This is a genomic window from Ferriphaselus amnicola, assembly GCF_000974685.2.
In the GTDB taxonomy this organism is placed as follows: Bacteria; Pseudomonadota; Gammaproteobacteria; order Burkholderiales; family Gallionellaceae; genus Ferriphaselus; species Ferriphaselus amnicola.
In genome coordinates, this window is sequence record NZ_AP018738.1 from 1805015 (window position 1) to 1823149 (window position 18135).

15 protein-coding genes and 1 tRNA gene are annotated in these 18135 nt (G+C 54.2%); 6 read left to right on the forward strand and 10 right to left on the reverse strand.

All coding sequences use genetic code 11. The features are described from left to right. Positions 1–132: 132 nt before the first annotated feature. From OYT1_RS09075 to OYT1_RS09120, 10 genes are all read right to left on the reverse strand, one after another. A tRNA-Leu gene (locus OYT1_RS09075) sits at positions 133–217 on the reverse strand. 9 nt (positions 218–226) lie between these two features. Beyond that, a complete protein-coding gene (gene secG, locus OYT1_RS09080) occupies positions 227–592 on the reverse strand; it encodes a preprotein translocase subunit SecG (RefSeq protein WP_062626053.1) in 366 nt (121 codons plus the stop codon). 17 nt (positions 593–609) lie between these two features. Then, on the reverse strand, positions 610–1362 hold the full coding sequence (tpiA, locus tag OYT1_RS09085) for a triose-phosphate isomerase (RefSeq protein WP_062626054.1): 753 nt from the start codon (positions 1360–1362) through the stop codon (positions 610–612). 103 nt (positions 1363–1465) lie between these two features. Next, positions 1466–1774, reverse strand: coding sequence for a Grx4 family monothiol glutaredoxin (grxD, locus tag OYT1_RS09090; RefSeq protein ID WP_062626055.1), 309 nt, complete (start codon positions 1772–1774; stop codon positions 1466–1468). 60 nt (positions 1775–1834) lie between these two features. Continuing rightward, the gene (gene prmC / locus OYT1_RS09095) at positions 1835–2692 is read right to left on the reverse strand and encodes a peptide chain release factor N(5)-glutamine methyltransferase (RefSeq protein ID WP_062626056.1); all 858 of its coding nucleotides are present in this window, start codon (positions 2690–2692) and stop codon (positions 1835–1837) included. After that, positions 2693–3775 carry a peptide chain release factor 1 gene (gene prfA, locus OYT1_RS09100; protein ID WP_062626057.1) on the reverse strand — a complete coding sequence of 361 codons (1083 nt, stop codon included), beginning with the start codon at positions 3773–3775 and terminating at the stop codon, positions 2693–2695. It lies immediately after the preceding gene. Further along, complete coding sequence (gene hemA, locus OYT1_RS09105; protein WP_062626058.1) at positions 3772–5025, reverse strand: glutamyl-tRNA reductase; 1254 nt, start codon at positions 5023–5025, stop codon at positions 3772–3774. Before hemA ends, prfA begins: the two co-directional genes overlap by 4 nt. Before the next feature lie 146 nt (positions 5026–5171). Then, a complete protein-coding gene (locus tag OYT1_RS13995) occupies positions 5172–6878 on the reverse strand; it encodes a methyl-accepting chemotaxis protein (protein ID WP_062626059.1) in 1707 nt (568 codons plus the stop codon). A 250-nt stretch (positions 6879–7128) separates the two neighbouring features. Beyond that, the gene (locus tag OYT1_RS09115) at positions 7129–7734 is read right to left on the reverse strand and encodes an ANTAR domain-containing response regulator (RefSeq protein ID WP_062626060.1); all 606 of its coding nucleotides are present in this window, start codon (positions 7732–7734) and stop codon (positions 7129–7131) included. 14 nt (positions 7735–7748) lie between these two features. Next, positions 7749–9509, reverse strand: coding sequence for a PAS domain S-box protein (locus tag OYT1_RS09120; RefSeq protein ID WP_062626061.1), 1761 nt, complete (start codon positions 9507–9509; stop codon positions 7749–7751). 415 nt (positions 9510–9924) lie between these two features. Here OYT1_RS09120 and OYT1_RS09125 point away from each other — a divergent pair, with 415 nt between their 5' ends. From OYT1_RS09125 to OYT1_RS09150, 6 genes are read left to right on the forward strand one after another with little or no spacing between them, the layout of a single operon-like run. After that, positions 9925–11796, forward strand: a complete 1872-nt coding sequence (locus OYT1_RS09125; protein ID WP_084611932.1) for a diguanylate cyclase — start codon at positions 9925–9927, stop codon at positions 11794–11796. Between the two features lie 46 nt (positions 11797–11842). Next, positions 11843–12682 (forward strand): response regulator, encoded by an 840-nt coding sequence (locus OYT1_RS09130; protein WP_062626391.1) that lies wholly within the window; start codon positions 11843–11845, stop codon positions 12680–12682. After that, positions 12679–13518: an HDOD domain-containing protein gene (locus tag OYT1_RS09135; protein ID WP_062626063.1), complete on the forward strand. Its 840-nt coding sequence runs from the start codon at positions 12679–12681 to the stop codon at positions 13516–13518. The genes OYT1_RS09130 and OYT1_RS09135 overlap by 4 nt, the downstream gene beginning before the upstream one ends. Positions 13519–13531: 13 nt before the next feature. After that, complete coding sequence (locus tag OYT1_RS09140; RefSeq protein WP_062626064.1) at positions 13532–14956, forward strand: ATP-binding protein; 1425 nt, start codon at positions 13532–13534, stop codon at positions 14954–14956. Further along, positions 14953–16728: a PAS domain S-box protein gene (locus OYT1_RS09145; protein WP_084611933.1), complete on the forward strand. Its 1776-nt coding sequence runs from the start codon at positions 14953–14955 to the stop codon at positions 16726–16728. The genes OYT1_RS09140 and OYT1_RS09145 overlap by 4 nt, the downstream gene beginning before the upstream one ends. Next, complete coding sequence (locus tag OYT1_RS09150) at positions 16725–18038, forward strand: HD domain-containing phosphohydrolase (protein ID WP_062626065.1); 1314 nt, start codon at positions 16725–16727, stop codon at positions 18036–18038. Before OYT1_RS09145 ends, OYT1_RS09150 begins: the two co-directional genes overlap by 4 nt. Positions 18039–18135: the final 97 nt, after the last annotated feature.

An 18135-nucleotide genomic window follows, 5' to 3' on the forward strand; every position in this document is an offset into this window, starting at 1 on the left:
CTGCAAGCACGCGCGCGCATTTTATTACCTAATCAGGCATAGCCACAAGAAGTTTGCCATCTGCATAGCAAGCTAACCCCTTGGATTATTAAACAAAAAAGCCTGTGTAAACACAGGCTTTTCGCACCATACTGGTGCCGATGAGCAGACTCGAACTGCTACGGCTTGCGCCACTACCCCCTCAAGATAGCGTGTCTACCAATTTCACCACATCGGCTAAAACTTGTTACTTCGCTGGCTGCGCCGGAACTGGAGCAGCTGGAACCTCGGTCACTTGGCCTGGGATCAAGCTCTGCGCACCCGCATCTTTCGGAGCAACCGGAGCGACGACTTGCTTGGCCATCACACCTTGTTGCGCTGTCTGATGCGAATAGACATAGGTCAGCGCCAAGCTAGTGATGAAGAATACGGTCGCCGCAATCGCTGTGCTGCGGCTCAGAAAGTTGGCCGACCCAGTCGAGCCGAACAAGCTACCTGCCGAACCCGAACCGAACGCAGCGCCCATGTCTGCGCCTTTGCCATGTTGCATCAACACCAACCCGATTAGCACGACTGCAGTCAGGACATGCACTACCCAAATCAAAGATTCCACATCAACTCCAAGTTCAATTAGTTTCCTGCGCGACAGATCGCGAGGAAGTCTTCCGCCACCAAGGCTGCGCCACCGATCAGTCCACCGTCGATATCTGGCATAGAGAACAACTCCACTGCATTCGACGGCTTCACACTACCACCATACTGGATGATCAATCGCTCAGCGACCGAGGCATCATGCCCAGCCACGCGATTGCGGATGAACGCATGCACGGCCTGCGCCTGCTCTGGCGATGCTGTCTTGCCAGTACCGATCGCCCACACCGGCTCGTAAGCCAGAACACAATTGCGCAAAGCGTGTACGCCGCACATTTCGATCACGATGTCCAACTGAGCAGCTACGACGCTTTCGGTATGACCTGCTTCACGATCATCCAGCGTTTCACCCACGCACAGGATAGGAACCAACTTAGCATTCTGCGCAGCAGCAAATTTACCCGCCACGATCAGATTGCTCTCGCCGTAAATAGCACGACGTTCGGAGTGCCCCACGATGGCATAACGGCAACCGAAATCTTTCAGCATCTCAGCAGAGACTTCGCCGGTGTAAGCGCCTTTTTCCAACTGGTGCACATCCTGTGCGCCCCACATGATATTGGAGCCAGTCAGCATATTCTGAGCTTGTGCCAAATACGGATAGGGAACGCACACCGCACAGTCCACATTGTTGAGTTGACTCATCCCCGCAATGACCGCGTTGAGTAAGGCTGCATTCTCAACCATAGAACCATGCATCTTCCAATTTCCGGCCACGAATTTGCGTCGCATGAGCACCCTCTCCAAGTTACTGCACGAAAGGCGCGAATCCTACCTGCGAAATGGTTTCCGGTCAATGCCGCCGACGGCTTGACGGCGGGCTTGCGGAGGAAAATTATTGGTTGAGCAACTGACGCAACTCACCGCTTTGATACATCTCGCTCATGATGTCTGAGCCGCCAACGAACTCACCCTTGATGTAGAGCTGCGGAATGGTCGGCCAATTGGTAAACGTCTTGATACCTTCGCGTATCTCTGGGTCGCGCAATACATCAACGCTCAGAAAATCCTTAATGCCCAAGGTATGCAAAATGCGCACGGCGTTAGCAGAGAAACCACACTGAGGGAATTGCGGCGTGCCTTTCATGTACAGCACGACAGAGTTGGCTGTTACTTGCTGACGTATCGTTTCTTGAATATCCATCAAACCACCTCTTATGTTGAGTTATTTTGTCAGGATTGTATCGAATGGAGTCAGCATCGGTCAAGCTGACCAACAACCGCCACTGACACGTTCGATTTTCCCCAAATCATGCGCCGAATACACCTCGGAAAAACCGGCGTTCACCAGCAATGCCCTCACCCGTTCGGCTTGATCATACCCATGTTCCAGTAGCAAACAACCACCGCGACTCAAGTGCAACGGCGCTTCCGCTACAATGCGCCGAATGTCATCCAGCCCATCCGCACCAGAAGCCAACGCAGTTGTCGGCTCAAAACGTAAGTCGCCTTGGGCAAGATGCAGGTCAGCCGCGGCAATATAGGGAGGGTTAGAAACAATCAGGTCGAAGCGCTCACCTTGTAGCGCGGAGAACCAGTCGCTATCGAGCAAGCGCACATTATGCGTACCCAACCGTTGTGCGTTTTCTTTCGCCACCTCCAATGCCGCAGCCGAAGCATCGACGGCAGTAACCGTGGCACCTGGTCGTGCGTGCGCGATTGAAAGCGCGATAGCGCCCGTACCCGTACCAAGATCAAGTACGCGAATGCGATCATCGCCAGCAGGAATCCGCGCCAGCGCCTGCTCCACCAGCAATTCAGAATCTGGTCTTGGGATCAGTGTCGCAGGCGTGACTTTGAAGGTCAGACCGAAGAACTCGCGCTCCCCAAGAAGATATGCGATCGGCTCACCCGCCAAGCGGCGTTTAAGCAAGGCGGTATATTCAGCCTGCTGATTTGCGTTCGGGAAATGTTCTGGATGAGCCAAGAGGTAGGCTCGATGGACTTGCAACACAGCTTGCAACAAGCTCTGCACTTCGATTCTGGCTTCAGAGCGCTCGTGTTTCAGCTGCCCGACCAACAACGCCACATCCTCGGACAGGATCTGCCGAAGGTCGCGCATTTAGTGGCCGCCAGCCAGCGCCGCCAGTTGCTCCGCCTGATGTTCAGCCATCAGCGCGCCGGTGAGTTCAGCAATGTCGCCGTCCATGATGGCATCCATCTTGTACAGCGTGAGGTTGATGCGGTGATCGGTGACCCGCCCCTGCGGGAAGTTGTAGGTGCGGATGCGCTCGGAGCGGTCGCCACTGCCCACCAGCGATTTGCGCTCAGCGGCTAACTTACTATGCGCCTCGCGCTCTTCCTTGTCCTTGATGCGCGCCGCCAGCACGCGCAGCGCCTGCGCCTTGTTCTGATGCTGCGAACGCCCATCCTGACACTCGACCACCGTGCCGGTGGGAAGGTGGGTGATGCGCACCGCAGAGTCGGTTTTGTTGATGTGCTGACCACCCGCGCCGGAAGCGCGGAAGGTGTCGATACGCAGATCAGCGGGATTCAGAACCACATCGCTCACCTCGTCCGCCTCGGGCAACACGGCCACAGTACAGGCCGACGTGTGGACGCGCCCCTGCGATTCAGTGGCAGGCACACGCTGCACACGATGAGCGCCGGACTCGAACTTCAGCACGGAGTAGGCGCCGAAACCCACGATACGCGCGATGACTTCCTTGAAGCCGCCCTTCTCGCCCTCGCTCTCCGACACCACTTCGACCTGCCAGCGATTACGTTCGGCAAAACGGGTGTACATGCGGAACAGGTCACCCGCAAACAAGGCCGCCTCGTCACCGCCAGTACCAGCGCGCACTTCGAGGAACACGTTGCGCTCATCATTTGGATCTTTGGGCAACAGCAGTTTCTGCAACTCAAGATCCAGCGCATCCATTCGGGCGCGCGCTTCACGCTCTTCTTCTGCCGCGAACTCGCGCATCTCAAGATCGCTCGCCATTTCCTGCGCTGCCGCAATATCAGCCTCGCATCCCTGATACGACTGATAAGCGATCACCACCGGCTCAAGCTCGGTACGCTCTCGGTTCAGCTTGCGAAAGCCGTCCATGTCGCGGGTCGCCCCTTCGCTGCTCAATAGCTGATTCACCTCATCCAGCCGCGCGCAAAGCTGCTGGAGTTTGGTTGCGATACTCTCGTTCATTCGGGGTCGTGCAGGTGGTGAAGCTGGTGAACGGCGTCGAGCAAGGCTGCACGCTGTTCGGCAGAAGCGTGGTTGAGCGCATGCGTAGGCGCATGCAGGAACTTATTGGTAAGCGCGGCACTCATCTGTTCGATCACGCGGATGGGATCTTCGCCCTTGGCCAGCGCACGCTGTGCCTTGTCAAACTCGTGGCGGCGATGTCGCTCGGTGTGATCACGCAAAGCGCGGATAGTCGGGACCACTTCACGCGAATCCATCCAGTTGACGAAATCAGCCACGCCGGAATCGATGATGACCTCAGCTTCCTTCACCGCCCCCTGGCGTGCATCCTGACCGTCCTTGACCACTTCGGCCAAGTCATCCACGGTGTACAAGAACACATCACGAAGCTCGGCCACCTCTTGCTCGACATCGCGCGGCACGGCTAAATCGACGATGAAGAGTGGCCGATGCTTGCGCTGCTTGAGCGCGCGTTCGACCATGCCTTTACCTAGGATCGGCAGCTGGCTGGCAGTGCAGGTGATGATGATGTCATGCTGCGCCAGTTGTTCAGGCAGCTCGTTCAGCGTGATGGCGTGACCGTTGATGCGCCGCGCCAACACTTGGGCGCGCTCCAACGTACGATTGGCCACGGTGATATGGGCAGGATTGCGTGCGGCGAAATGGACTGCATTCAGCTCGATCATCTCGCCCGCGCCGATGAATAGCACGCGCTGACCTTCGATGGACGGGAAAATGCGCTCGGCCAGCTTGACCGCCGCCGCCGCCATCGAGATCAGATTCGCACCGATCTCGGTCTGCGTACGCACATCTTTGGCTACCGAAAAAGTGCGATGGAACAGCTTGTGCAGCACGAAGCCCAAGGTGCCTGCCTGCTCGGCATGACGCACCGCTTGCTTCATCTGCCCCAAAATCTGCGGCTCGCCCAACACCATCGAATCCAGCCCAGATGCCACACGGAACGCGTGCTTCACCGCCAACTCCCGCGGCAGGGTATAGAGGTAAGGTTCGATCTCGCGCTGTGGCAGCTTATGGAACTCAGCCATCCAGTCGATGGCACGCGCCGGTTCCGTGGTATTGCAATAGATCTCGGTGCGATTGCAAGTGGAAAGGATCGTCGCTTCCTTCGCCGCGCCTTGATCCACCATACTGCGCAAAGCTTCCTCCACCGCGTTCACATTGAACGACACCTGCTCCCGCACGGAAAGCGGCGCTGTCTGATGGTTGATGCCAAAGGCGAAAAGTTGCATGGGGCGTGTAAGCGCGGTGAAGATTTTAATGGGCGGCGATTATAGAGGGATTAAGCTAGGAACGCCACAACGCGGGAAAAGTCCCAGCCCGACCATTACCTTGACAGTAGCAGCCAACCGATGACCGCACAGAAAATCAGTCCAGCCTAAAACAGAGTCACCTCTTCGACTTGGGCATCTCCCAATCTGAATCCCGTGACCACATGAATCGTCTCTCCCGCTAGCGCGGAAAAACTAGAAGCCGTATCCGCGATATGAGTAACTTCCAAGTGAAATTCAGCAGACATCTGGGCGACCAGATTAATGTTGCTTTCCAAGTGTTGCGACATACGACTTTGCTCGACCAGTGCGGCAGAAATATTTCCGACCTGCTGAGCAACGGCACGAAATGCCTGCTGCACCTCACGTATTGCATTATTAGCATGTTTCGCATTCAGAGAGCCACTCGTAGCATCGTTAGCCACTTGATTCATATTTTTGATAGCTTGCTCTACACCACCTCGAATTTCATTTGAAAACGTCTGAATGACCTGTGTCGCCGAGGCGGTACGCTCCGCCAATTTACGGACCTCGTCAGCCACCACGGCAAAACCACGCCCTTGCTCCCCAGCTCTGGCCGCTTCAATGGCTGCATTCAGTGCTAATAAGTTGGTCTGATCGGCAATCTCACGGATTGCGCTCACCACCGCATTGATACTCTGAATCTTTTTACTGAGTTCAGAAATATCTTTCGACCCCTGCACTACCGACCTCGCGATGCCCTCCATCTCAGATACATTCCTCCCAATAATCTGAGCGCTGCGCTCGGTGGCCACTTCAGTGTTAGCTGCAATATCTCTAGCATCATTACTATTGGCCGAAATATTCTGAATACAGAGATTCAAATCGGCAGTCGCTTGCTGCATGGTATTCACCGCAGCGTTCTGCTCACCGACAGCCCCCTTCATTTTGGTCGTCGAACTTGATAGAGAAAGCGAGCTGTTGGTCAGATTCGATGCCGAAGCATGTAGGTCAACCAAGGTCTTGCGTAGGTTCTCGCTCATCATCAGCGCATCCGCCAGCAATCCAGTAGCACCCGCACCGCAAGCCAGACCCGCCGCAAGGTTCCCCGAAGCAACTTCTCGGACAATCTCGGCAACCTCCTTAGGGTCGCCACCGATCTGTCTTCTGACCGATGCGTTGATGGCTCTCGCCAAGATAGCCGTAATGAACAAAGTCAACAGCGTCCATGCGGCGATCCAAGCCAGCCGCAAGTAAAAGGTGTCGCTCTCCGCCTCATATTTCTGCTCGAATTTCATCTTACTGAAGTTACCAAAGCCATCACGCAGTTCGACCAGCTCACCAAGTAATTGCCTATCGATCCCTAGCACTCGGGAGTCTGAGTCAGCATAGTTCTTGTGCGCATCAATCTGCTCAAGGTATTTTTTGCTGACCGAACGATGCTCATCCAACATGCTGTTAACCATCATGACGAAACCATCCCACTCATCATGGTGACCAACGGCCAGCTGATTCATGCCCTCCAGCGTATTCGCCGTGTGCTGCTCGAAAGCTTGTTGCTGCGCAATAAATTCGCTGCGATATTTTACAAGTGATGCAACATCTGCACCGCGCAGCCAAACGTCCTTGGCCAGTTTGACCTCAAGCAGAAACGCAGTGTTCATGCCGTCTATTTCCAGCGCCACGTCCAGCGTTCTTTTGAGTCGATCCACCGACATCCGATCCTCCTGCAATGTGCTGTAGAGCGCCAACACGCCCGCGACCATCATCGCCAAGAATAGCAATACCGACGACGCCTCCAGCAAACGGAGTTTGCCAGCAAGGGAAAACCGTTCGATCATCGAAAGTTTCATTGAGCACACTCCAACAAATCTTCGCCCGCGACGATGTCGCGTGACACTGAAAAGCGGAGGAATCGAGAGTGAAGTGACGAGCTAGCCGAACAGCCGACTCGTGATGCGAATGAAGATATGCCTGACATTTACAGCGCCCCCGTAACTTGATTTCTGAAACCGTGCGACGGGGTTTGGGTCGCGCATGACCGTCAAAGTAGCAGGCATGAGGAAATTCTGTCAAGCATATTCAATGATTCAAATATGGGCATTACGGCTTCGATTTCCTAAGATGAGGTGCAAGATCAACCTCTTGCCGCTGCTCGACTACCTGCTCCGCCACATCGAGCATCCGCTTGCGGTTACTCCGGCAATAGGCTCGCAAAGCATCGAACGTCTCGTCACTGGTCGAGCCAAAGCGCTGCATCAACAAACCGATTGCCATACTGATGTTGCGACTGGTGTGCAATGCCGTTTTAAGATTCAGTTCGGCCTGATGCAGCTGTTTGATCTCTGTGGCGCGTTGCAGTGCAGTACGGATGGTGGGCAACACCTGCGGCACATCAAGAGGCTTGACCAGATAACCGAGCGCACCGAGTTCGGCAGCTGTCGCCACAGTAGCGGAATCATCGTAAGCCGAAAGGAACAGGAACGGCACCGCCAATGTGTTTTTAAGCCACTGGGCAAACTCGATGCCGGAAATGCCGGGTAGATGAATGTCCAGCAAGGCCAAATCCGGCTGCTGGGCAGAGCAAAGCTGCATCGCCATTTCACCCGAATCGGCAGCCAGAATTTGATAACCCGCATCACTCAAGCCTCGAGCCAGCAGATGCAACACCAGCCTGTCATCCTCAACCACTAGAATCGTCGTTTCCATTCTGTGTTCCCCTGTTATTGGGTATCAAATTGCTTATGGATGACCACAGGCGGAGCAAGATCAAGCTCTGCCGTAAAAACACCCTCCGCTTCCCGCATAGTCAAAGTTGCAGAATTTCGTGGCAGTAACGACCGAACCAGACTCAATCCTTGCCCATCCTTGATCTCATCGGTGAGTCTCGCATCAAACAAATTGGATAGGGTGATGATGACGTGACTGCCCCTCTCCTCCAATCTCACCGCAACAGTACTTTGCTTGCTACGGTGTTTGCCCGCATTGGTGAACAACTCATTCAACACCAGCGCTATCGGCACCGCCTCATCTCGACTCAACATGAGCGAATGTGTCAAATCATCGTGATACTCCACCGCTGTACCAGAGGCATCGATGATTAAGTTCATTAGCGGACTCAGCCCAACCTCTTCCGACATCTCTTGCGCTTGCAGTCCGTGAATGATGGCAATCGAGTAGATGCGACCGATGATGACATCCACGACTTCAGCCAGATTAGGATGCTCAGATACATGCTGGCGCAGTAGTCCCACCACACCCTGCAGGTTATTCTTGATCCGATGATGCACTTCGCGTATCAACACATCCCTTTGCTGCTTGATCTCAATCAAGCGCAACTCATTCCGTTTGACTCGATCGGTAATGTCGCGCGCAAAGACAACGATGGCATCATTGCGAGATGCCGAACGGTTGACACTGATCTCAAAGTCAATCAATTCGCCGTTTTTTCGGCGATGTCGCGTTTCAAAAAGATCATGCCCCACTTCGACGATTCGTTGTATGTGCTTGGCAACCTCTTGTGGAGACTCACTAGCCTCAATATCTTGGATGCGCATCTTCAGCATCTCTTCGCGTGTATAACCAACCATCCGACAATAGCTATCGTTAACTTCCAGTATTCGACCCGTCGTATCACAGAACCAGAAGCCTTCTGAGATGGTTTGAATGATGCCCTGATACTCCATCTCCCGCAGCCTACTCTGAGTAATGTCCTGAGTCGTTCCGAATCCACCGAGCAACTCCCCCGACTCACCGAACTCCAACAGTGCATTCTCCCGAACATACCTAACCGCGCCATTCACGATGATACGATGTTCGATGTCATAAGGCTCACCATGCAATGCCGCTTGCCACATCCGATCAACATAATCCCGATCATCGGGGTGAACAATCGACAAGAAATTATCATAAGTCAAAGGGTTGCCAACCGGAATGCCAAATATCCTGTAATTTTCATCCGACCAGTTCAACTGATTATGGCGCACATCCAGACGCCAGTTTCCAATTTTCCCCATACTCTGAGCACGATGCAGATCCGCCTGACTATCCCGAAGATATTCTCCTGCCCGCTCGAACTTCTTGACCGCAGTCTCCAGCTTCTCCTGATAGCGATGCATAGCCCCCACAACTAGACTCACGATCAACCCATCCACCAGAAATACCGTGTTCGACCACAAGGCCACTTCTACGGAGTGCAGCGAAATCGTGTAATAAGGCGGCACAAAAATGAATGTAGCAATGCAAATCCCAATGAACACGGCGAACAGACCGGCACGAAATCCAAAGATAACGGCGGACAGCGTGACCGCCGGAAAGAGTGTCAGGTATTGCAGCCCCGCATCGAGCGGCGCAACTGCCAGGCGCACCCAAAGTGCCACCCCCATCAGTACGCACACCATCAGATACTGGAAAACCCCCTCGAACTTCGGCTGACCCTCACCTAAGTAATCAAAGACTTGTGAAACACCATCTATGGTAAACATCCTTAGATTAGTAATTGACTTCAACTCAGATGCTCCCGTGATTAGATTGATCCTGCCCTCCAAGATTATGCCGCAACGAAAGAGCTGATTTGCAGATTCTGATCCAAGTAAAGAACTTTGGCTTGACTTGGATCACCGTTTCTTGCTAATTTCGCCCCGTACGCAACCCAACCCCTGTTGCTGATTCTTTCCTAAAGGGGGTTTTGTGTACGCACTGAGCAGAAATAATCAATCAAGCTATTCGCTATTCCGCACCTGCACTGAAAGTTGGCGCGCTGACTGCTATCCGTTCGCCTCACCACTTCACACTTTATCTCTAATCGTGGCGGCAGAGCCTCAGCGGAACAGGTCAGCTCAACTATTCCCAACCAATACCGAAGGTGCGTCTCAGCACATTACTCGACAGGGATAGGGCATGACACTCAGAAGAAAACGCTACTGGTTCACCGTCAGCACATCATTGGTATTGATCGTGCTTTTCTCCGTTGTCACCATCCAGTCATTCAGCTACTTCAGTCAGGACACCATACGTGAACAGGCTCGAATGACAGCTGAGATGCTGCGCATCTCGCTGACCGAGCAGATGCGCACCGGTGTGATCTCGGAACGGGAGACGCTGTTCAAACGCTTGCGCACCATCCCCGGCTTGGTCGATGTCCGAGTCATGCGCGGCGAGCCGGTGATCCAGCAGTTCGGCCCCGGCATCGATGGCGAGAAGCCACGGCTGGATATGGAGAAGCGGGTGTTGGCCACTGGGCAATGGGAGGAGCAGTTCGTCCAGGAAAAAGGCAACACCATCTACCGCATCACCATTCCCTACATAGCCAGCAGCACCACCTCGCTGAACTGCTTGCAATGCCACAATGTGCCGGAAGGCAGCATCAATGGTGCGGTGACACTGGGATTCTCGCTTGACAACATGCAGCACACCGAGCTGCTCGCGATCTCTCCGATCATCCTGCTGCTGATCGTTTTCGGTCTGTGTCTGGGCTATTTCCTCAAGAAACTGTTCCAGCCCATGGTTGCCACGGTGGAGCAACTCAAATCAGTCGTCGAGAATGCCGAGACCGGCGACTTCAGTGGCCGGATCAGCGCCGCCAGCAAAGATGAGATCGGAGACATCGCCCTCCACACCAACACCCTGATGGCTGCGCTGGAGCAAAGCATAGGCAAGATCTCCAGCCGTATCCAGTCGCTGGGAGAGCACACCCGCCGCGAGGGTGACCGCAACAATCTGCTGGAACATACCGTGCGCATCGTCGATGAGATGGTCGGCGCGACACGCTTCAAACTGGCGGTGGAGAACGACTTGGATCTCGACGAGATCTACGCGCGCCTGCATCTGGTGCTGAAGCAGCATTTCGGACTCAAGCACTTCTCCTACTATCAGGTGGAGAACAACGGCAAGAATCTGAAACCCGTGTTCGTGGAAGGCCTAGCCCAACCCAGTGAGCTATGGTGCGATCCCGAGATCCTAGTCAACGCAGAAGTCTGCCGCAGCAAGCGCATCGCAGCCTGCGTCTCCAGCGTGGACGCTCCGCAGATATGCAACCGTTTTTGCGGCAATGCCAAAGGGATGGGCGAATTGGTGCACATCTGTATTCCCGTCATGCTTTCCGGGCATGTCGGCGGAGTCTTACAGATTGTTCTGACCGAAGACGAACGTCGGCAACATGCAGACATCGAACAGACCGCACAGCTCTACCTCAATCAGGTCGCCCCCGTGATCGAAGCGCGTCATTTGATGCAATCGCTGAAAAACACGGCAATGCGCGACCCGATGACCGGACTGTATAACCGTCGTTTCATCGAAGACTACATCGACAGTCTGACCGCCAGCATCCTGCGCCAGAAGAGCAATCTGGGGATATTGATGTGTGACGTGGATTTCTTCAAACAGGTGAATGACAACTACGGACACGATGTGGGCGATCAAATCATCAAAGGACTGGCCGAGATCATCAAGAAAGCGATACGCGCCTCTGATCTAGCCATCCGCTTCGGCGGCGAAGAATTCATGATCCTGCTGCCGGACACGGATGCCGAGGGCTGCATGTTGCTAGCCGAACGCATCCGACTGGCGCTCAAGGAGAACATCTTCCAGACCCCGCAAGGGCCGCTCAAGAAAACGCTTTCTATCGGTTTCGCCGTCTTCCCGCAGGATGGTAAGGGTTTCTGGGAGTGTGTGAAGTATTCCGATATCGCCCTCTATCATGCCAAAGAGCATGGCCGTGATCAGAGCGTCATGTTCACGGCAGAGATGTGGACTGGGACGGATCAGTATTGAAGTCCTCAAGGCAATAATTGTCATGGAGAATGGTGTGGAAGTTGCAATGGAACGTACGATATTGCTGGTCGATGATGATGAAAACATCACCTCCTCGCTGGTTAGGCTGTTGCGCCGCGATGGTTACAGCATCCTGCGCGCCAACAGCGGTCAGGAGGGTTTGGCCGTATTAGCGCAACACAAGGTAGGTGTGATCATTTCCGACCAGCGCATGCCGGGAATGACCGGGACGGAGTTTCTGACCAAAGTCCGCGAACGCTATCCCGATACCGTACGCGTCGTACTGAGCGGCTATACCGAATTGAATTCGGTCACAGACGCCATCAATCGTGGTGCTGTCTATAAGTTCCTCACCAAACCGTGGGAAGATGAACTGTTGCGCGCCAATGTTGATGAAGCGTTCCAGCGCCACGAAATGAAGATCGAGAATGCGCGATTGGCACGCGAGCTACAACAGGCCAACAATGCACTTAAACAGATCAATCTGGAGCTTGAGCAACGTGTAGAGCGCAAGGCACGCGAGATCGTGCATAACCTCGCAGCACTCCAAGTTTCGCAAGAGATGCTTGAAGTCATGCCCGTAGCCGCTCTCGGCATCGACAATACAGGCATGATCGTTGCCGCTAATCAGATGGCTCGCCTGCTCTTTGCTAAGAACATAGAGACCTCGTCATTGCTCGGTGAAATGGCCGCAACGATCATTCCAGAATCGTTATTAAGCTGGGCATCATCAAGGTTGCACCTGCGGGACGAGGAGGCCAGAACATTTGACATCGCGGGAAATGATGCCCGTTGCTGGTGTCGATCGATGGGTGAATTCTCACGCTCGAATGGCGTGCTGCTGGTCATTGATGCGGGCATCCAGCCCCCATCGAAAGAGAGATGATGTCCCCGACCATCGACAAACAGGAGTTGTTCTCCAAACTCCACCAACTCCCCTCTTTACCACTGATCGTGCAGGAGGTAATCGCCAGCTTCAATGATGCCGATATGGATACCACCTCGCTGACGAAGAAGATCGCTCAAGATCAGGGTTTGAGCGCTAAGGTGTTGCGGGTGGCAAACTCACCGTTCTATGGCTTGCCGCGTAAGGTCGGTTCGATACAGGAAGCCATTACGATATTAGGATTCGACTGCGTCCGTTCCCTCGTATTGTCGGCCAGTGTAGCCAAGACCTTTGCGGGTGCGCCCAACAGCACATTCGATCGCCTTGCCTATTGGCAACGATGCTTCCGTGTGGCGACCTACTCCAAAGCACTGGCAAGCTGCCTACGCGTAGATCAAAAGATGGCCTTCACGGCAGGCATGTTCTACGACATCGGATTACTGGTGCTGGATCTATGCATCCCGGAACAGTTCGCCGCGCTGTTACAACAGCAAGCGACCTCGAATCTACCCTTGATCGAGATAGAGCAGGCGGGTCTCGGCTTCGGCCATGCCGAGATCGGTGCGGAGATCATTCGGCGCTGGAACTTCCCACTGGAGATCGAACAGGTCACTCGGTACTGGCAACAGCCGGAGCTACAGACGACCTTCGTCCCCTTGGTTTGTGTAGTTCATGTGGCCGCATTATTGGAAAACGGAGTGAACGGCGATGAGCTGGTGGCAAAACTGGGCGCCACATGGTGTGGCCGGATGCAGATCACGTGGGAGCGCATCGAGGCCTGCCTACCTCCGCCGGAACAACTGGATGCCGCGTCTAGCCTAGCAAAATCGAGCTAAGCAAGGGAGGGATATGTCTCTGGAACGATTGAAGCAACTCACTTGGATCTATGACCTGCATCGTTTGGGACAGGATGCCGTCGCCACAGAAGACACCTCTTCCGTTTATCAACGGCTGTTGCAACATATCGTCGGAGGATTTGAAGCTGAAAGCGGGTCCCTCGCTTTGCTGAATCACAAGAACAACCACCTGACCATCGTTGCGGGAATCGACCTTCCTAGCGGAGTGATCGGACGACAAATCCCCTTGGGCGAAGGCGTGCTGGGCTGGGTCGTCAAGGAGAACACCCCCCTCTTACTCAATGGTGACGCATCCAGTGATTCGCGCTTTCGGCGCAATCGCGAGAATCGAAGTCCCGCTGCAGCCACCTCAGCGATGTGCTGGCCACTGAAGATCGATGGCAGCTCCATAGGTGGCATCTCCGTAAATCGTTCGATCAGCGCGACAGTCAGCATGAATCGAACTGGAGACAAACCGCCATTCACAGAAGCTGACCTCGATGCAGGCTCGACCCTGCTGGATATGGTCAGCTTGGCGCTATCCAACATTCAACTACATATCGAACAAAAGCGACGACTGGAAAGTCTGCACCGGCTTAACCTGCAACTAGCAGAAGCTCAAAGTCACCTGATGCAATCGGACAAGATGGCCTCGATCGGCCAGTTGGCGGCGGGTGTAGCACACGAGATCAACAACCCCATCGGCTATGTCTATTCCAATCTAGGCACGCTGGAAAAGTACGTGCAAGATACCTTTGCTCTGCTCGACCTGTATGAACAGGCAGAGACCGCAATTTCTGACCCGACCCTACGGACGCAATTAACCGTAGCAAAAGATAAGCTTGACCTCGAATTCCTCAAAGAAGATCTGCAATCACTGATGGCTGAGTCCAAAGATGGCATCACCCGCGTCAAGAAGATCGTGCAGAACCTGAAGGATTTCTCACACGTCGATACCAACGATGAGTGGCATTTCTCCAACCTCCATCAAGGACTGGACAGCACCCTGAACATTGTCAACAACGAGATCAAATACAAGGCTGAAGTAATCAAGGAATACGGCATCATCCCCGAAGTGGAATGCCTGTCTTCGCAACTGAATCAGGTATTCATGAATCTGCTGGTGAATGCCGCCCATGCCATTGAAGCCCATGGCACCATCACCGTTCGCACCGGCCAACAGGAGGATAAAGTTTGGGTCGAAGTGGCCGATACTGGCAAGGGCATCAAACCCGAACTCTTACAGAAGATCTTTGATCCGTTCTTCACCACCAAACCCATCGGCAAGGGCACCGGGCTGGGGCTATCGCTCTCCTACGGCATCCTGCAAAAACACCACGGACGGATCGAAGTACGCAGTGAGATCGGCAAAGGCACGACCTTCCGCGTCTCACTCCCGATCAAACAGCCACAGGCTGTGCTAGCAACAACAAAATGATGAATGAACCGCAAGACTCCATGCAGGATCTGCGCATGTTCAAGCAAGCGCTGGATCAGCACGCCATCGTCAGCATCGCGGATGCAAGCGGAAGGATCACTTACGTCAACGACAAGTTCTGCCAGATCAGCCAATACGTGCGGGCGGAGCTACTCGGGCAGAATCACCGCCTGCTCAAATCCGGCGTACATAATGCGTCGTTCTTCGACGACATGTGGCTGACCATTGCCAGTGGACAGACTTGGCAAGGGGAAATCTGCAATCGCAACAAGAGCGGCGAGCTGTACTGGGTCGAGACCACCATTACGCCCAGCCTAGACGAGAACGGGCTGCCCTACCAATACGTTTCGGTACGCACCGAGATCACGCAGCTCAAGCAAATTGAAAGTGCGCTTGCCCAAAGCAAGGCGGAGCTGGAAATCCGCGTCAAACAAAGAACCGCCGAGCTGGAGCAGACCAAACACACACTGGAAGCTGACGTGCTGGCGCGCAAGCAGATCATGGGCAAACTATTCTACTTCAAGAGTGTGCTCGATCACTCACAAGATGCCCTATTCATCTTCGATGCGGACACCTTGCGAATGATCTATCTAAACCACAGCGCCGAGACTTGGTTCGGTTTCAGCAAGAGCGAGTTGATGCAGATGCCTGCACCGCAAAGCGAGCAACTGATGCCCTTCCTCGCGAACAGCGAAATGGTCACCACTTTACGTGCCAACGGCAATGAGGACATCACGCTGGATACGGAATACCAGCGCAAGGATGGCAGTCGATTTTCAGTCGAGCTAGCATTGAAACTGGTGACAGGAAACAACGGTAAAGCCGTATTGGTATCCATTGTACGTAACATCGAGTGGCGCAAAATCGCCTATCAGGAGCAACGCGAGAGTTATGCGGCAGTGCAAGTGCTGAACCGCGAGCTGGAAGAGGCCCAGAGCCATCTGATGCAATCGGAAAAGATGGCTTCGATTGGTCAGCTAGCCGCCGGCGTAGCACACGAGATCAACAACCCCATCGGCTACGTCTATTCCAACCTAGGCACATTGGAAAAATATGTGCTGGACACCTTTGCCCTGCTCGACCTGTATGAGCGAGCCGAAACAGCTATCAGCGACGGCGAGGTACGCGCCCAACTCAAGTTTGCCAAAGATGCGCTGGACATCACCTTTCTCAAAGAGGATCTGCACGCGCTGATGGAGGAATCCAAGGACGGCATCACCCGCGTCAAAAAGATCGTACAGAACCTGAAAGACTTCTCGCATGTCGATGCCACCGACGAGTGGGGCATTTCTAATCTGCATCAGGGGCTGGACAGCACCTTGAACATCGTCAACAACGAGATCAAATACAAAGCCGAGGTGGCCAAGGAATACGGCACCATCCCCGAGGTGGAGTGTTTGGCCTCGCAATTGAATCAGGTGTTCATGAATCTACTGGTGAATGCGGCCCATGCCATCGAAGAGCATGGCACCATCACCGTTCGCACCGGCCAACAAGGCAATGAAGTTTGGGTGGAAGTCGCCGATACGGGCAAGGGTATCAAACCAGAGCATCTGAAGAAGATTTTTGATCCCTTTTTCACCACCAAGCCGATCGGCAAGGGCACGGGGTTGGGCTTATCACTGGCTTACGGCATCCTGCAAAAGCATCACGGACGGATCGAGGTGCGCAGTGAAGTCGGCAAGGGTACGACCTTCCGGGTCTCACTGCCGAGCAGGCAGCCCCCAGATGCAACAAGCGAAAATGGAACGACACATGAGGTGGTTAGATGAGCGCAAGTGAGATGCCAGAAATACCAGCAACCGTATTGTTTGTGGATGACGAGACGAACATCCTGTCGTCCCTGCGGCGGCTATTTCGTCCGCTGGGCTATCGCATCTTCACGGCAGAGGGTGGCGCGCAAGGTCTGGAGATCATGGAACGCGAGACGGTCGATCTAGTGGTGTCCGACATGCGGATGCCGGAGATGAACGGCGCACAATTCCTTGAAAAGGTCCGCGAACGCTGGCCTGATACGGTGCGCATCCTGCTGACCGGCTACGCCGAGATCGGTGCGACCATCGATGCGATCAACAAGGGCCAGATCTACCGCTACGTCTCCAAACCTTGGGAAGATAACGACATCACGTTGATCGTCAGGCATGCCTTGCAGCAAAAAGTTCTGGAGCGTGAAAAGAAGCGACTTGAAGAGCTAACGAACAAACAGAATGAAGAGCTGAAAGATCTGAACGCCAATCTGGAAGCTAAGGTCGTGGCACGCACCAACGAGCTGAACCAGACCATGCAGTCGCTCAATGCCGCCCATGAAAAACTGAAGAAGAGCTTCATTACCTCGGTGCGCGTGTTCTCCAACCTGATCGAGATGCGCAACCCCAGCAAATCGGGACACTCGCGCCGGGTCGCCGAACTGGCGCGCACGCTGGCACAGAACATGGGCATGAGCGCAGCGGAAGCACAGGACACGTTCATCGCCGGTTTGTTGCTCGACATTGGCAAGATCGGGCTACCGGATCGACTAATCGACCGCCCCTTCCATAGTCTGACCGCTGATGAGCGCGCCTGTGTCACCAAGTACCCAGCCAAGGGCGAGATGGCGCTGATGGCGCTAGAACAACTGCAAGGTGCGGCAAAACTCATTCGAAGTCACCGTGAACGCTTCGACGGCACTGGGTATCCAGATCGCTTGTCTGGCCTGTCCATTCCGCTCGGCGCACGCATTCTGGCAATGGCCGAGGATTACGACACAGCGCTGATGGGAGTCGGATTCACCAAACCGATGAAACCGTCGGAAGCGGCACTCCTGATCGAGGACGACAAAGATAAGCGCTATGATCCCGCCGTAGTCAGTGCCTTCCAAGCTGAATTAGACAAGGCTCGTGCAACGACGAACACCATCCCCGAACAGGCTTTATCCTCCGCACAACTCAAGCCAGGAATGATACTTGCACGCGATTTGATCACTCGAAGTGGCGAGATGCTCCTGTCAAAAGAGTATGTTCTGACTGAGCAACTCATTGAGCAAATCAAGAGTTTTGAGCACATGGACGGACACTTGCTCACCGTTAACGTCCACCGGACTTAACACGAAGTAACCTATTACCCATGACCCGTTCGACGACTGTTTCGCCTACCTATCCAGTAAAGCTATTGACGCCACCTCGGTATCTTTGATAACTTCC

What these genes read in the sequence shown, in the direction of transcription:
- OYT1_RS09115 (WP_062626060.1), bottom strand. Translation starts at nt 7,734, where the DNA reads ATGGAAACGACGATTCTAGTGGTTGAGGATGACAGGCTGGTGTTGCAT.
- OYT1_RS09140 (WP_062626064.1), top strand. Translation starts at nt 13,532, where the DNA reads ATGTCTCTGGAACGATTGAAGCAACTCACTTGGATCTATGACCTGCAT.
- hemA (WP_062626058.1), bottom strand. Translation starts at nt 5,025, where the DNA reads ATGCAACTTTTCGCCTTTGGCATCAACCATCAGACAGCGCCGCTTTCC.
- grxD (WP_062626055.1), bottom strand. Translation starts at nt 1,774, where the DNA reads ATGGATATTCAAGAAACGATACGTCAGCAAGTAACAGCCAACTCTGTC.
- tpiA (WP_062626054.1), bottom strand. Translation starts at nt 1,362, where the DNA reads ATGCGACGCAAATTCGTGGCCGGAAATTGGAAGATGCATGGTTCTATG.
- OYT1_RS09135 (WP_062626063.1), top strand. Translation starts at nt 12,679, where the DNA reads ATGATGTCCCCGACCATCGACAAACAGGAGTTGTTCTCCAAACTCCAC.
- prfA (WP_062626057.1), bottom strand. Translation starts at nt 3,775, where the DNA reads ATGAACGAGAGTATCGCAACCAAACTCCAGCAGCTTTGCGCGCGGCTG.
- OYT1_RS13995 (WP_062626059.1), bottom strand. Translation starts at nt 6,878, where the DNA reads ATGAAACTTTCGATGATCGAACGGTTTTCCCTTGCTGGCAAACTCCGT.
- OYT1_RS09145 (WP_084611933.1), top strand. Translation starts at nt 14,953, where the DNA reads ATGATGAATGAACCGCAAGACTCCATGCAGGATCTGCGCATGTTCAAG.
- OYT1_RS09130 (WP_062626391.1), top strand. Translation starts at nt 11,843, where the DNA reads ATGGAACGTACGATATTGCTGGTCGATGATGATGAAAACATCACCTCC.
- OYT1_RS09120 (WP_062626061.1), bottom strand. Translation starts at nt 9,509, where the DNA reads ATGTTTACCATAGATGGTGTTTCACAAGTCTTTGATTACTTAGGTGAG.
- OYT1_RS09125 (WP_084611932.1), top strand. Translation starts at nt 9,925, where the DNA reads ATGACACTCAGAAGAAAACGCTACTGGTTCACCGTCAGCACATCATTG.
- OYT1_RS09150 (WP_062626065.1), top strand. Translation starts at nt 16,725, where the DNA reads ATGAGCGCAAGTGAGATGCCAGAAATACCAGCAACCGTATTGTTTGTG.
- prmC (WP_062626056.1), bottom strand. Translation starts at nt 2,692, where the DNA reads ATGCGCGACCTTCGGCAGATCCTGTCCGAGGATGTGGCGTTGTTGGTC.